The organism is Bacillus sp. FSL K6-1005 (assembly GCF_038000225.1).
GTDB lineage: Bacteria > Bacillota > Bacilli > Bacillales > Bacillaceae > Bacillus > Bacillus mojavensis.
This window is the reverse complement of the sequence record NZ_JBBOBP010000001.1, coordinates 3,690,051-3,704,806: the sequence shown is the minus strand read 5'-3', so window position 1 is coordinate 3,704,806 and position 14,756 is coordinate 3,690,051. Positions and strand designations below refer to the sequence as shown.

General features: G+C 42.4%; 10 protein-coding genes and 2 pseudogenes. 3 read left to right on the top strand and 9 right to left on the bottom strand.

What is annotated here, in order from left to right:
- Positions 1-39 precede the first annotated feature (39 nt).
- On the bottom strand, positions 40-1,188 hold the full coding sequence (locus tag NST16_RS19165) for a rhamnogalacturonan acetylesterase (RefSeq protein ID WP_340888074.1): 1,149 nt from the start codon (positions 1,186-1,188) through the stop codon (positions 40-42).
- A 164-nt stretch (positions 1,189-1,352) separates the two neighbouring features.
- Here NST16_RS19165 and NST16_RS19160 point away from each other — a divergent pair, with 164 nt between their 5' ends.
- Together NST16_RS19160 and NST16_RS19155 are read left to right on the top strand one after the other, a co-directional pair.
- Positions 1,353-1,694, top strand: coding sequence for a PadR family transcriptional regulator (locus NST16_RS19160; protein ID WP_168749152.1), 342 nt, complete (start codon positions 1,353-1,355; stop codon positions 1,692-1,694).
- On the top strand, positions 1,691-2,212 hold the full coding sequence (locus NST16_RS19155; RefSeq protein WP_340888072.1) for a DUF2812 domain-containing protein: 522 nt from the start codon (positions 1,691-1,693) through the stop codon (positions 2,210-2,212). Before NST16_RS19160 ends, NST16_RS19155 begins: the two co-directional genes overlap by 4 nt.
- A gap of 213 nt (positions 2,213-2,425) precedes the next feature.
- Here the strand turns inward: NST16_RS19155 and NST16_RS19150 are convergent.
- From NST16_RS19150 to NST16_RS19120, 7 genes and pseudogenes are all read right to left on the bottom strand, one after another.
- Positions 2,426-2,554: pseudogene (locus NST16_RS19150) on the bottom strand (hypothetical protein); the annotation flags it as partial.
- A gap of 17 nt (positions 2,555-2,571) precedes the next feature.
- On the bottom strand, positions 2,572-3,024 hold the full coding sequence (locus NST16_RS19145; protein WP_340888070.1) for a hypothetical protein: 453 nt from the start codon (positions 3,022-3,024) through the stop codon (positions 2,572-2,574).
- 13 nt (positions 3,025-3,037) lie between these two features.
- Positions 3,038-3,334 (bottom strand): YxiJ family protein, encoded by a 297-nt coding sequence (locus NST16_RS19140; protein WP_340888069.1) that lies wholly within the window; start codon positions 3,332-3,334, stop codon positions 3,038-3,040.
- Positions 3,327-3,575 (bottom strand): hypothetical protein, encoded by a 249-nt coding sequence (locus tag NST16_RS19135; protein ID WP_340888067.1) that lies wholly within the window; start codon positions 3,573-3,575, stop codon positions 3,327-3,329. The genes NST16_RS19140 and NST16_RS19135 overlap by 8 nt, the downstream gene beginning before the upstream one ends.
- Before the next feature lie 375 nt (positions 3,576-3,950).
- Positions 3,951-4,415 (bottom strand): DUF2716 domain-containing protein, encoded by a 465-nt coding sequence (locus NST16_RS19130; RefSeq protein ID WP_340888065.1) that lies wholly within the window; start codon positions 4,413-4,415, stop codon positions 3,951-3,953.
- A gap of 8 nt (positions 4,416-4,423) precedes the next feature.
- Positions 4,424-11,425 carry a DNRLRE domain-containing protein gene (locus NST16_RS19125; protein ID WP_340888063.1) on the bottom strand — a complete coding sequence of 2,334 codons (7,002 nt, stop codon included), beginning with the start codon at positions 11,423-11,425 and terminating at the stop codon, positions 4,424-4,426.
- Positions 11,426-11,594: 169 nt separating this feature from the next.
- Positions 11,595-12,533, bottom strand: a complete 939-nt coding sequence (locus NST16_RS19120; RefSeq protein ID WP_340888432.1) for a DMT family transporter — start codon at positions 12,531-12,533, stop codon at positions 11,595-11,597.
- A gap of 1,123 nt (positions 12,534-13,656) precedes the next feature.
- Between NST16_RS19120 and NST16_RS19115 the strand changes: the two genes are divergently transcribed.
- Complete coding sequence (locus tag NST16_RS19115) at positions 13,657-14,421, top strand: TerC family protein (RefSeq protein WP_326232277.1); 765 nt, start codon at positions 13,657-13,659, stop codon at positions 14,419-14,421.
- A gap of 121 nt (positions 14,422-14,542) precedes the next feature.
- On the opposite strand, the pseudogene NST16_RS19110 reads toward NST16_RS19115, so the two are convergent.
- Positions 14,543-14,744, bottom strand: a pseudogene (locus tag NST16_RS19110) (universal stress protein); the annotation flags it as partial.
- Positions 14,745-14,756: the final 12 nt, after the last annotated feature.

The following is a 14,756-nucleotide window of genomic DNA, read 5'->3' as shown; positions in this document are numbered from 1 at the left end:
ATTTACGGCAGCGTATGTGTTTTGCCGAAAAATGACGTTTTAGAAGCCATCAATCCCCTGTCTTTTTAGTTCCTGAACGGCCAATCGCGCCAGTGCATCGGCCCCCGCGCGGTTCGGATGCAGTGTATCTCCATCCATATAAAGCGCGAGCGTTTTTTCCGGACCGATCGATGTAAAGTATGCCGAACTGAGGACATTCAAGTCAATAAGATGTGTTTTTTCCTCTTCGGCCAAAGCCAATATAGAAGCCCTGTACCATCGGTTTACAGACGAATGGATGCCTTCAGAAGTGAAATCGGTCGCCCGGCCCTGAGGTGTTGAAAGGATGACTTCCGCTCCCTTTGCTTTCACCTGCCGGATCATATCACGCATAATCTCCTTAAATTCCGCTTCAGATTCATTATGCTTCGGATTTGTATCGTTAATGCCGAGCTGCAAAATAAAGTAATCACCCGGTTTGATGTACTTCAAGATCGCCTCAAGCTGTCCGTCATTTCGAAACCCTCTCGCAATCTGCCCGCCTGACGCCATGTTTCTCACTTGAAAGGTACGCTTGTCGACATAGTGAGGCAGCATTTGCCCCCAGCCCGCCTGCTTGCTGCTGTTGAGCGGATAATAATTGCACACCGTCGAATCGCCGCCGATATAGATCGTTCGGTTTGTCACCGGCTGATCAGACAATTTCTTGATCTTCAGGGCGCTGAGCGTAAAAGCGGTACCCGCCTTGCCTTCAGTCACCAGCAGATTCAGCTGCCCGTCGGTGACAGGAATTTGAAACGTATCCTCCGCACCGTCTCCCGTCATATTGATGGCCTGAAACACACCCTCCGCCGCCACACTTGCCCTCGCCGTATTGCCCAGCGTCACCTTCACCTCATAAAGACCATTCGGAAGATCCACATTAAACGTGTTGTCGCTTTTCGTCCCATACGCCAAAAATTGAACCGCATCACTTTTCACGCCCGTCCCGGATGCCGCCACATCCTTCATATGTTCCGGCGTTTGAAAACCGTAGCCCTTTGATGGGTTATAACGGTCAGACGCCCTTACCCCAATGTAATCAGGCTCAACCGAACCGCTCCCAAAGTCAAACTGATACACCTTCGGCTCAGACGCCTTCAAACTCTCTGCCCCGCTGAAACACAACATCAACATCATCACAAAACCCGCCGTTATCCATTTTTTCATTAAGAATCCCCCTCTATGAAAACGCATTCGTTAATGCATACTCGGTGATTGTTTCTTTATGATGACTGAACGCAGAAAAAAATTGTATTGACAAAAGAAAAGGAAGATTTTATTATATCAATAATTGATATATCATTAGTTGATATAAGAAATGAGGTGACCGCTTGCCAAAGCAACGTCCGCAGGAAATGGATCAGCTTACCGACGCAGCCTATTATATTGTCTTAACCTTGCTGGAGCCAAAACACGGATATTCGATCATGCAGGAGATTGAGGACATGACCGATGACTCCTTTACGATCGGCCCGGCTACCTTATATACACTGTTAAAGAAATTACTGCAGGAAGAGATCATTGAGCTTGTCAACAACGACAACCCGCGCCGCAAAGTGTACCAGACCACCCTGCACGGCCAAGAATTACTCAAAAAAGAAATGCAGCGCAGAAAGGTGATGGCTGAACACGGCGAACGCGCTTTTCAACAATTGAAAGGGGATTCATCATGAAACAGAAAAAATATATGATGTCCGAAGGCTTGGCTTTTTCAGAAGAAAAGGATATGAAGAGACTAAGTGACATGGCCAGCAAAGGCTGGGTGCTCGATTCTTTTGCGGTTATGGGGTATAAGCTTAGAAAAGCTGAGCCGCGGAAGTTGATCTACAGTATTGATTATCATGATGTTGGGGAAGAAAGCTTGGCGGAATACACCGAGATGTTTGAAGCGGCCGGGTGGGAGCGTGTTTGCTCTTCACAAGGTATGCATATCTTTTCGGCTGTGCCCGGGACTTCGCCGATATACAGTGATCCATCCACCATGAGAGAGAAATATAAAAGAAGTGAAAAAGACATTCGAAATGTCACCTGCACCTTCAGTTTCCTGACTCTCTTGTCCATTACACTCCATTATGTAACCGGATTATCAAATTGGATACCTTTGTTTTTTCTGATTGTGACTATCCCGTTTCTCGTGACATATGCCGCAACAAAAGCAAGAACGCTTGGAAAGTGGGGAAAATCAGTGTGACTTCTTGTCACACTTGATTACATCCCATCCTCCGCAATAGAAGCTTATTTGGTTTTCTTCGTCATACACATAATAACGGAGCCTTTCCCATTGGTCGTCAGTCGGTAAAAGCTCCAAGTCAACCGAATCGATGGATTCAAGGTCATCCAGCTTTGATGCACTGATGTCTTCAAACCGCAAATGAATGTCACAGGTTTGAGCAGATAGTTTTAATTCAAACACAGGAATATGAATATAACGATCATCTTCTTTCATATAGAAAGTAAACTCGTTTAATGTAAATGGACCTGTATCCACATCAGAAAGATGCTGTTTCATTTTCTCATATTGTGTGATATTCATATGGATTCCTCCTCCTTTTATGTTTCATCGCCAACCATATAGATCTCCGCAGCATCGTATTCAAACCACATGATCCGTTCGCCTGAGTCCGTTAGGCACTGGAGTTTGCCTTCGGAAAGATAGTTTTTTGGTTGAGGGTCAGTGATCAGAAAAACATCATCATTGATGGAAGCTAACAGAAAGAGAAAATCTGCAATGCCCCGGTCTGTTTCATGTACTACGCATTGGAAATGAAATTGCCTTTTCGCCAGCTTCGTCACTTTGTAAGCATAGCCTTTGAAAAACTCTGACAGGTCTTCTATAAATGAACCACCCGTTATCACCTGTATCATGATTCGCTCACAGGCAAGCCCTTGCCAAAAACGATAAAAAGACTCAGCATCTTCAAGCTCGCATGACATAACGGTTTGGTCAGGTTTAAGCTCGATCATGTCCAAATTGCCGATACTGCTTATAGAGGTTTTTTCCATAAACTTCTCCTTATCAGTTGGATAGCGCAGCGCAAATCTCTTGTCTGACTTGCTCGTACAAAAGAATGTGATGATACAAATCAGTATCGTGTTTGATCATATCCAGCGGGATGTCAGGATACTGCTCAAAAAAGCTTTTCTCCAACGAATACCGCTGATGCCGGGGCATCCTTTTATTCGCCAGCACATAACCCAGACTGCCAGCAACAAGCATAAAAAACTCATATATTTCCGCTTCAAAGCCGTACAATTCATCAGGATACGGCGTTTCTTCAAGCTCTTGCTGTCTTTTTCTCAGTTTTTCAAACACGCGATCCTCTCCCTTCCACCACCTCATATTGCCGGCAATAAAAGCGGAACGTCTGCTCCTCCCATTCTTCCACAAGGTACATGCCTTGCGGCTGCATTTTAATATTTAGAAACCCATCAGACAGATCCGTTAGGGTTTCCATATCTCGTATCGTAACGGCTGAAACGTCTTTGAATGTGACAACAATTGAACGGGAATGATAAACAGCTGCTAACTCAATCGTATAAATGGCACCAAGCACGTGATCTGTTTCCCGATAAAAACGCCATTCTTTATACACTGGAGTAATATTTAATATCCTTGAAGATCAGCATTGATTTGACTTTGTTTGGCACTTACTTCAAAAAACTATATCCACAATTAGACCTCAATAAGGTTATCAATACGCTGTTCATATTAATAAAAAAGTAGCGTCTGATCTAAATTCTATACCTTAGAAATTAAAATTTTCAATTACCTCTGAATAATAACTAAACTAAAAAGTCTGTACTATAAGCTTTATTTCCCCTTTGAATTTTATAAAAAAGCCCACCGATAAAAACAGGTGGACTTTTAAGATTTGGTGTCGGTACCTACCTTTTAAAAACACATAATTTCTTATAGTTTTGATTAGTATTTATATATTTTCTCCGAAAATTATCGGCTTATCATGCTCTATTTGATTTAATATTTTCTCACCAAACAGAGTAATTGTTTGTTGCCAAGGATCACCTAGCACTCCCCATTCAAAATTCTGATGAAAAAAGAAATAGTAATCTCCATTTGGAAAAATTGGTACAGGCCACTCACCAAATTCATCTTTTGGAATCCGTCCGTGGGGATGAAAAACATAGGATTCATGCTGCCAATCCAGTGCATACATTGTCTCCTGTGGAGTAGTGCAAGCCTGGAAAGCTTTTAGCATCTTTGACTCTAAATCATCTATCGTTTCTTTATCAATATTTATAGATACATCAAAAACGCTATATGGCTTAGGAGGCTTTATTTTATAGAATTCACTGCCTGGTTTCCATTTGATAATACCATTAACTTGACTCCATATATAATCATTATTCTCCTCATTTAATGGATACCAACTCATAATTAATTTCACCTTATTCTTCTAAAAGTTTTGTAATGATTCTTTGTATAATACATTCTTCCATTACTTCCATATACAATCCTTTCAGCTCCTCTATTAACTCCCTTTCTATATGGGTGAACATCATATTCCCTATAACTATGTTTTTTAGGAAGTCTCCAATGGCGCTTCTTTTTAGGTTTATTCCGATAATTCCTTCCACCTTTATATCCCTTTGGCGCGTTTCCTTTTTTATATATATGATGTGCTACCTTTCGCACATGGGCTGGGGCTTTATGCACTTTGTTAAGACGATATACACGATATGCAATTTTAGCACCTTTTAAAGCCGTCCCCCCTATTAAACCGATAGCTGCAGCTTTAGCAACACCTCGCCAGCCCTTACCAGATTTATATGCTTTGTAAGCATCATAAGCCGCAAATCCAGCATTAATTGCTAGCCATACCCAATGCCCGTCCGGATCAACATTCATCACCGGGTTATTGTTTCCATAAGCATACCCATTCTGATCCAATGAGTCTCCGTCGCTGCCCGGGTCTGGGTCGAGCGATAGGAACACGCCGTTTCTTGGCTCGTAGTAGCGGGCCATGAGATAGTACAGGCCGGTTTCTTCGTCGTATTGGTAGCCTGCGTAGCGGTAGCGGTTGTCTTTTACTTCATCGCTTGCTTCGGTTTTTGTTGGATTTCCCCATGCGTCGTACTGATATTTGGCAACGGTTTTTCCAGTGCTGTCTGAGATCGCGATGACGTCTCCGTGTGCATTGTAATGATAGAAATATTTCTTGCCATTCTCCGTGTAGGATAACAGCTGGCCGCTGTCACCGTACGTGTATGATTTTGTGACTTTGTTGTCCGCGTCTGTTTCATACAAGACGTTCAGGCTGTCTCCGTCATAGAAGTAGTTCGTGACGTTTCCGTTGACGGTTTTTTGGATTCTGTTTCCTTTTTCGTCATATTTGTATGTTGCGAATGGCTTGTCTTCGCCTTTTTTTGTAACGGCAGTCAGGTTATCCTCTGCATCCCACGTATATGTGAATTTGCCGTCGGATGTGCGGTTGCCGTTTTTATCGTAAGACATGCTTTCATCATTGACTTTTGTCAGCTGGTTCATGATGTTGAAGAAAGCGTTCACCGTTTTACTTGAACCGTCTTTTACAGTTGTAACGGTTTTCCGGTTCCCGAATCCGTCATATGTGTATTCAATGACAGTACCGTCTTCATGGGTTTCTTTGACAAGTTGATTCAGCTTTCCATACTCATATTTCACCTTGCCGCTTGCTGAGCTGTTTATCGTTGTGCGGTTGCCGTTTGCATCGTATTCATAGCTTTCTGTCAGAATGCTTCCGCCATTTTTGTCACCGATATGCAGCGAGCTTACAAGGTTTCTTTCGTCATATGAAAAACTTGTTCCGCCGCCGTTGCCCGTAATAAAGGTTTGGACGTTGCCATTTTCATCATAATCAAATGAATAGGAAGATGTACTGTCTTTCATCTCAACCATTTGATCCAGTTTGTTATACGTAAATTGATTCGTTCCTTTTTGGTCCCCATGGCTCCATGAGAAGGTTTTCAGCTTATCGGAGTCACTAGGATATGTCCAAGTTTGGCTGCCGCCGCGGTCAGTCAATTCGGTTAAACGGTTTTTGTTGTCAAATGTCCGTTTCTTTGTGGTGTTCTGCTCTTTATTAACGACCGAAGTTTCATTTCCATTTTTGTCATATGTGAAATTGTATTTTTCTGTACCGTTATACGATTTTGATTTCACCCGGTCTGTTCCATCATAAGAAAGAGACACTTCGTTGCCATTCGGTGAAATGGTTTTGGTCAGGTTGCTGTTGGCATCATATTCACTTGCTAGCACATTGCCCAGAGGGTCAGTTGTTTTCACAAGCTTGCCCATGACATCATATTCGTATTGATAGGTTTGATCTGCTCCCGCCCGAATGGTTTTGCTTACCTCATTGCCTTCCTTATCATAGCTGTGAAGGATAGACGTGCCGTTGGAGAGCGTCATGTTTGTCAACTGGTCTGCCTGATCATACGTATAGGTTGTTTTTTCACCTTTTGCATCCGTTTCAGCCGTTTTCTTACCCGTTTCATCGTAATCAGTTGAAGTAGCGTAACCTAGTTCGTCTTCTTCCTTGGTCACATAGTTTCCATTGCTATCATACGTGCTTTTTGTTAAAAGGCTTCCTTCAATCAGACGGATATCATCAAACCACGCTGTTCCTGTCGCACTCTTTTGGAACAGTATGCTGATATCGACTTTATTAATCGGCTTTGTTTTTGGTATAACAACAGCTGCGCGGTTCCATTCCTGTGTTCCAGAAGGGAATTTCGCGTTGTATAAGCCTGTGCTTCCGTCCGCGTAAGTGACATTCGCCTGCAGAGAATAGTCTTTTTCATCTGTGAACTTGACGCTGCTGGCTTTCGACATTCCTGTCAGTGTGAGATAAACTGGTTTGTCGTTTGTACTTTGCCCTAAGACAACGGTTTGTTTTGTTACTGATCCGGCTTGGGACGCACTGGTCCGGGCAGCTTTTAATGATACGTCATCATTAAAGCCTTCTTCAGAATCAACGGATGCCCCGCTTGCGCTCCAGTTTTCCGTTGCTGATGTGAAACTGCTGTTTTGAACTGGGTTATAGCTTGACGATACTTCGCCTTTTTCCAGCTGAACTTCATCAAACCATGCTTTTCCTTTGCCATCTTTATCTTTATGATCGACTTCCATATACACAACAGCTTTTCCTGCATTCGCAGGAGTCGTAAAAGTGATTTGCCGTTTTGTCCAGTCATTTTTTCCGGCTAATGCACTGTATTCATTGTGAATCCATTGAATTCGTTTTTGATCTTTGTCTCGCAAATCAATGTTAAAGTAGGCTCTTGATTTCGCTAGATCTGTTTTGATTTTCCCGCTTAATGTATAGGTTGTATTCGGCTCCAGCTCAACTGTTTGAGTCGCTGACGAATACCCGTGATCTGTTCCGGCAGACGTTGATTGACTCAAGACTTCCAATGCCTTTGATCCAGAAAGAACTCCGCTTTTATCGGCGATCACTGAGATTTTGCCGCTGTCTTTAGATGCAGTCAAATTCCAGCCGGATTTTTGCGCTTCAAAGCTTCCATCTTTCAGGATATTGGTTGAGGCTGATAACTCTTTGCTGGATTGAATCTGATTTCCGTATTTATCATAAACGGCTGCTGAAGATGATTTTCCGCTCTGATCGGTTTCGGATACAGCATCTAGTCCGTCATAGGCAATATCCGTGACATTGCCCTCGGTATCCTTCATCTTTGTGACATCGTTGTTTTTGTTGTATTCGTATGTCTCAGTTCCATATGCGTCTTTAACAGACGTAACGTTGCCATCTTTGTCATATTGATAGCTTTCCGTTGCTTTTCCTGTTCCGACGTCGTTTGGATCTACATCTTCTACGACATTGTTGCCTTCATACTTTGTATTCGTTGTAATTTTTAACCCTTCCGCATCATCAATGACCTGAATCGGATTTCCCGCTTCATTATAGCCGTACTGTACTTTCCGGCCATTCGGCTGTGTCATGAGAAGCGTCTTTTTATCAGCATCATAGCGATAGACATATGTTTCTTTCTTAGCGTTAATCGCTTTATCGAGACGGTGCCCGCTATACTGATATTCGGTAAAGACAGGCTTTGCTTCGGTACTGTTGGCTGAATATTGTTTGATAAGGCGTCCTTCACCATCATAGTCATAGCTTGTGACAGTCCCATCTGTATCCGTGACTTTCTTCAGCAAATCATTTTCATATGAGTAGGTGACTTTCTTATTCTTAGGCCCGATGATCGAAGTCACATGGCCATTTTCACCATATGTGAATGTGAGCTTGCGGCCTGGTGCATCTGTAATGGCTGTCAATTGATTCTTGTCATTATAAGTGTAGACGGTTGCATTGTTGTGGCCATCCACTATCTTTTGAAGCTTGCCGCCTTTTTTATTGAAATAAGCGTTTGTTTGATCCTTTGTTTTTAATATGAACTGATCAGCTGTTTCTGTTAATTCAAGATAGACACCGGTCGGCGGCTGATACGTGCCATCGCCTTTTTTAGTAAAGCGATGAGTAGTAGCGTCTTCATCAATATACATTGCCCCGCCGTCCGTCGAGATGACAGATGTTTCTGCATCAGCATACCAGCCTTGTCCAAATAAGTGATCGGAGCTGTCAAGACTGTTGTAGGTTCTCGATAAGCCAAGTCCCGGTCCGCGCCCGTCAATTGACAGATCTTCTTCATTCACAATGACATTTCCTGTCGCACCGTTTAACTGGCCGCTTGGGATATCAATGATAGACCAGTATTCTTCTGTTCCAAGGAATTCTGCGCCTTCATGGAACGTTGGGTTAAAGGGTGCTGTCGGGATCGTTTCACCATTCGCATCATAGGCGGAAAGAGTGAAGGAATAATTCTTCTTCCCTTTATAATTTCCATTTGCATTGTTATAGACAGGTGACGGGTCAAGTGCCAATTCACGGCCTTTTCCGTCTGTATGCAGCTTGTAGCTTCCGGCTTTTATTTCCTCAGAAGTCGGCCAAATGTTTTTATTTTGGGTTGTCCAATGATCCACGTCCCCAACATCATAGGACTGATATTCATTGCCATTATAGATATTAATTTTATAGCCTTTCGCATTTTGAACCTTTTCCCATATCAAATTCACATAGCCGGTTTGACTCGACTTTGTGTTTGTATACACATAACCGGATAAGTTCTTTGGTTTAGCGATATCAGGAAGTGTCGGGTTGGCAGCCGGTGATGCGATGGCTTCGCCGTCTTTGTTATAGGCGATTATCTTAAATGAGTAATTTTTTTTGGTTGCATCCCCACCGGCGTTTTTATAGGTTGGTCCGGGATTGATCGGCAGCTCTGCTCCGTTTCCATCCTTTAGGTGAAGAGCATATTTTCCCGCTTTCATTTCTGCACTTGTCGGCCAGATCTTTTTCCCCTTGGTGGTCCAAGACGTCTGATTTCCGAGATCAAGTGTCTCAAAGCCTTTCCCATTGAACACTTGGACTTTATAGCCTGTTGCACCGGATACAGCTTTCCAAGAAAGATCGAAGTATCCTGTGGCATTCCCATTATTAAAGCCCTTTGTTGACGGTGCTTGCGCTTTTCCTACATTAGGGATAACAGGCTTTGCCGGTGCGGACATCGCTCCTTCTCCCTGATCAAAGATTGCACTGACGCCAATCCAATAGTTTTTGCTTGTGGCATAGCTTCCGCCGGAGTTTTTATACACTGGAGATGGATCTAGCGCTAATTCAGTACCGCCTTTGCCATCAAGGTGAAGCTTGTACTTACCGGATGAAATTTCTGCACTTGTCGGCCAAATGTTTTTCCCTTTTGTGCTCCAGGATGTCGTGTTGCCGACTGAGATCGCTTGATATTCTTTCCCATTATAAATCCATACCTTATAGCCTTTGGCACCCTCGGCCTTTTTCCAGCTGATATTGAAAAAACCAGTGCCGTTCCCGTTATTGTATGCTTTAACAGCAGGTGTGCTCGCCTTCGGGATGGTGTATGTCACTTCAATATAAGGCTTATTGTTTGAGTTCGCTGAGGAAATTAGTTTTTTCCAGTATTCCTTACCGTTTCCGTTTGCATGAAGCTTGAATCCATAGTTGGCCCCGCCGGAGTTCCATGCCTTTACAGCCGCAGTCACATCGTAACTCGCCCACTGTCCTTTATGAACGTCAGCTTTTCCGATATTTTTAGACGCGGGTTTTGTGTTCCAAGTTACTTTTGCATGATCATAATTGCTGTTGACCGTATCCAGCCAAAGACCAGTTGCCTTTGTTCCGTAATAGGAATGGGCTACGTATGTTTTTAATGTCGCTTTGGTGACAGTCATATTTTGAATCGGTTTTAAATTGTTAAATTTCATGAACGCATAGTTTGTGCCTGTTGTTTTGTCGTAATAACCCGTTTTCAGTACATAGGCCTTCAGATTAGCATCCCATTTCTGTGAAGATGCCGAATAGTTGGTCGTTGGGTAGGCACTCATGACAAACGTATCTGATGAAACAGATAAGGACGTTGACGGGTCGATAGACACTGGATACACGCGTTCAGGGTCTTTCAGCCAGTTCTCGTCTGCCGTGAGATGAAGCAAATACCCTTCATCATTCTTTTCCAGCTTATAGCTGACTTTTTCTGATCGTCCCACCTCTCCGGAAAGCTCATCCAGTTTTGAATCAGTCATAAAAGGTTTAGGCACAGAAAAAACAACTTTTCCTTTTTCATCAGAAAAATCTATTGATCCGTCCTCTTGTTCTTTTGCCTGCAAATCGGTTGTGACCTGAAATGAAAATGTGTTGTATCCATCATACTGATGAAGGACTACATCTTCTTTTATGTTTTCGTTGAATGTGAAAGTCTGAAGATCAATGTTCGGAAAAACATCCGGATAAACAATCTCATTACCATCAGTCTTATAATCTGCTGGAGTATCTTTCGGAGTAAGTGAAGTTTTATTTGGACCTTTTGCTTCTACAAGTGAATATGTAAGCTTGTGATCATTGTGCTCAAAAGTCGCATAAAGTCCGTTCTTCATTTGTTTTTGAAAATCTGAATTCAAAACAGCATTTTCAGTTTCAACTTGTTTGCTTGTCGTTTCTTTTAATTCAGGAGAAATCTCCTCCCAGTCTGCATTCGATGTTTCTTTTGTATGAATAGGATCAAGGTATACTTCCTGTTTATAAACACCGTCCCCTTCATAATAAAGCTTTGTGTTTTCCGTTCTTTCTGAGGTGATTTCTCCCTCTTTGTTTATATCCTTCTCATTAAATGGTACAGCTTTCTCTGTTTGATCATTCAGAAGGGTTTCTTCCGGATCAGCAGTTGCGACACGATTTCCGGACTCTTCTTCTGAAGTTTTTGCCAGTACATCTACTGGCAATAATGAAATCATTAGAGCCAACACTAAACATACGGCAATGAATCTCTTAACGTTCCGCCTCTTTCTTTTTTTCATTTCCTCTCTCCTTTTGTAATAAAAGTAATATTTACTCAACAATGTTAACGTCACTGAAATATTATTACAATATTTTTCTAGAAAATTTATCTTATTTTAAGATTTGGACAGAGCAAAAAGACCCAAAAAATCAAAAAAAGGCCCTTTAAGGCCTTTACACTTTTTTCTATCATGATTGAAATTGTTCTAAATCCTTTTCTTCAGCAGCTGCATCCGCCTTCCCCTGCCTCCTCACAAGCGTTGAAGCCATACCAGCAAAGATCATCACAATGCCGATCGTTTGATAAAAGTCCGGGCGGAATCCCGTAAACACGGTATCGAGCACGATCGCGACAGCGGGGTCGAGGAAGACAATGACCGAAATAAATTTCGTTGATAAAAATCGCAAGCTGTCAAAAAACAGCAAATACACAATACCTGTATGAATAATACCAGTGGAGACGACCATGATCCAGTTCCCCTGAGACAGGTCAGCAAAAGCGCCAAAATGAATAAACGGAAGGAGGATGATGACACCTAATCCGGTCTGCAAAAAGGTTGTCGTATAGGGGCTCAGATTGTGAATGCCCTTTCCTAATAACGTTGTGAATGCGTAAAACAGAGCGGCGAGAACGGCCCAAATGATACCCGATCCCATCAGCTGGCTGAATGAAGTATTGCCGTTAATGCCTGAAATCAGCGCCGTTCCAAGAAAACAGATCATAATGGAACTGACTGATATCACATTTAATTTTTCTCTATAAATGATACTCCCCAGGAGAAGAACAAGAACAGGCGCAAGGTGGTATACAGAGATGGCAATGGTAACTGACGTTTCTTCAAAAGACTTAAATAAGAAGACCCAATTAAATACCAGAAAGAAACCGCATGCTAATGTTTGCAGGACTTCCCGCTTGCTCCATTTTTCAGTTTTATGCTGACCGGACGCCAGCCAGCAGACGCTTAAAAATAACGTCGCGCACAGACAGCGGACAAATACCAATTCAAATGACGGCAGATTGGTATGCTCTGAAAAAAAGCCAATGGAACCGAAAATCACCATAGAGATGACCATTTTCAGCACGGCTGTTGATTTTTGTTTTGGTAATAATAAAAGATTTTGCTGCATCAAACGTATTCTACCTCCAGTTATGTATATGGAAATGCACCCTTTATTATAGTTTCTTGCCGGCCGTCCGGCCGTCCAGCCGTCTATGGCTAAGTTTGAGCTGTAATAAAGTGTGCCGCATTAGAAGCATTAACGTCATAGAGAAACGATATTTTACTTGACTGCCCTCGCGTATGAGGGGCATGATTATCTATAATAACTGAACCATTTCATCGTCCTTGAAACGATTCTTCCGTTAATTCTGTTTGGATCACACCCGTTGAAATGCTATTCCTGATTCCCTTTGAACATAGCGAGCTGCTTTGTCAGTCTGATGACCGCATGCTTGGAGGACATTATAAATAGCCCGCGCAGGCTATGCCATTAAGTGGACACAGAGCGATGTTAATCATACACCTTGTTTTCCCCCCTCAGATTACAGCCTTGCTATCATGTATATGACTATTTGAATGATGCGGCTGATCATTCTAGAACAGGGGTGATTTCCCATATTCCTGCTGCGTGAATAAGATATCCGGATGTAATTGGCTTTTTTTCAAGCTTTGGCATCAAAGATTCCGTCTGCTGGACTTCAGACAAGTCTGCCTCTTCCTGTTTACTATAAATTCTGACATTTCATTTGTTTGAATATCTACTCCATCGACCCGAAAGCTGTCCGCTAAAGATTATGTGACCGCCGAAAAGCTGATTGCCGTTTCTCTATTTGCCCCAGTAATTAGTCATTCTTTTTTTGCCATTTTCTGCTTTTACTCACTTTGATAATTTTACATAAGCTTGCATATTATAGTTTGTAATATCATGTAGGATCGCCACCCATCCTCTATTTTCCATATGTTTATCATACAGACATTTACCAAAAAACTCACCTGTTTTTTAAGGAGAGAGATCATTATGGTTCAAGCTTCAGGTGCACGATGAAATGATCAAATGACTATTTTACATCTGTATCTGTTTCAAAAAAGCCCCGGATTCCTTTCTTGTTCCAGGTTATTTTTTCTAGTAAGAAAGAAAAATCCATTAAATACCGAACTACTCTTTAGAGTTAACTATAAATGAGAAGGGTAATACTGTTGATATTGATACTTTTACGGCATACTTTACATTTTAGAAAGGAAAGATGTGGATGGAGTCTATCTGGCTTGAATATGTCTGGACATTGTTCATTTTAATCGGATTAGAAGGACTGCTATCGGCTGACAATGCTCTTGTACTGGCAGTTATCGCCAAGCATTTACCCAATGATCAGAAAAAGAAAGCGATAAATTATGGTATCATAATGGCATTTGCCTTCCGATTTGCGGCGCTTTTTGCCATTTCGTTTATCGCAAACGTCTGGCAGATTCAGGCGATAGGAGCAGCGTATCTTCTTTACCTGGGCTTAAAGCATGTGATTAAGGCCCGTTTCGGGAAAAAAAGTAAGAATATTCATGAGGAGGACAAAGAGGAGGCTGCCGGGAAAGGTTTCTGGCCCACAGTCGGAAAAATTGCTTTAGCGGACCTCGCTTTTGCCATTGATTCGATTCTGGCTGCGGTTGCTTTAGCTCTCGGGCTTCCTGATTCACCACTTGATGATTTCGGCGGCATGGATGGAGGACAATTTATTATTGTTGTCCTAGGTGGGATTGCAGGCCTTATCCTAATTAAGTTTGCAGCAACTTGGTTTGTAAAGCTTCTTAATCAACGCCCTGCACTGGAAACAACCGCATATGCCATTGTGGCCTGGGTCGGCGTCAAACTGGTGGTCATTACCCTTGCCCATGAAGACATTGGAATCCTAGATCATCACTTTCCACACAGCACCACCTGGACGCTAATCTTCTACGGCGTATTAGTAGCCATTGCTTTATTCGGCTGGTTTGCGCCGGCCAATAAATCAACAGAGAAATAAAGATATAAAAGTATATTGGTCATTTAAACATATGCGTATTAATATTTGAAGCCAAACAAGAAAGAGGCGTCCCCTTACTGATTAAGGGAGCGCCTCTTTTGGGTAACATGTACATTTTTATCTATCGAACAATTAATACAGGACAAGGCGATAATTGAGACACTTTGTGGCTGACACTACCAAGCATCATCTCTTTCAGGCCGCTGATGCCCCCGGCTGCCGACTACGATCAGGCAGACACCTTTCGCTTTTGCGGTATTTAAAATTTCGTGTGCCGGCTCGCCCAGCGTGTAAATGATTTCGGCTTGAACGTCGTTCTTGGCTTAAAAAATCTT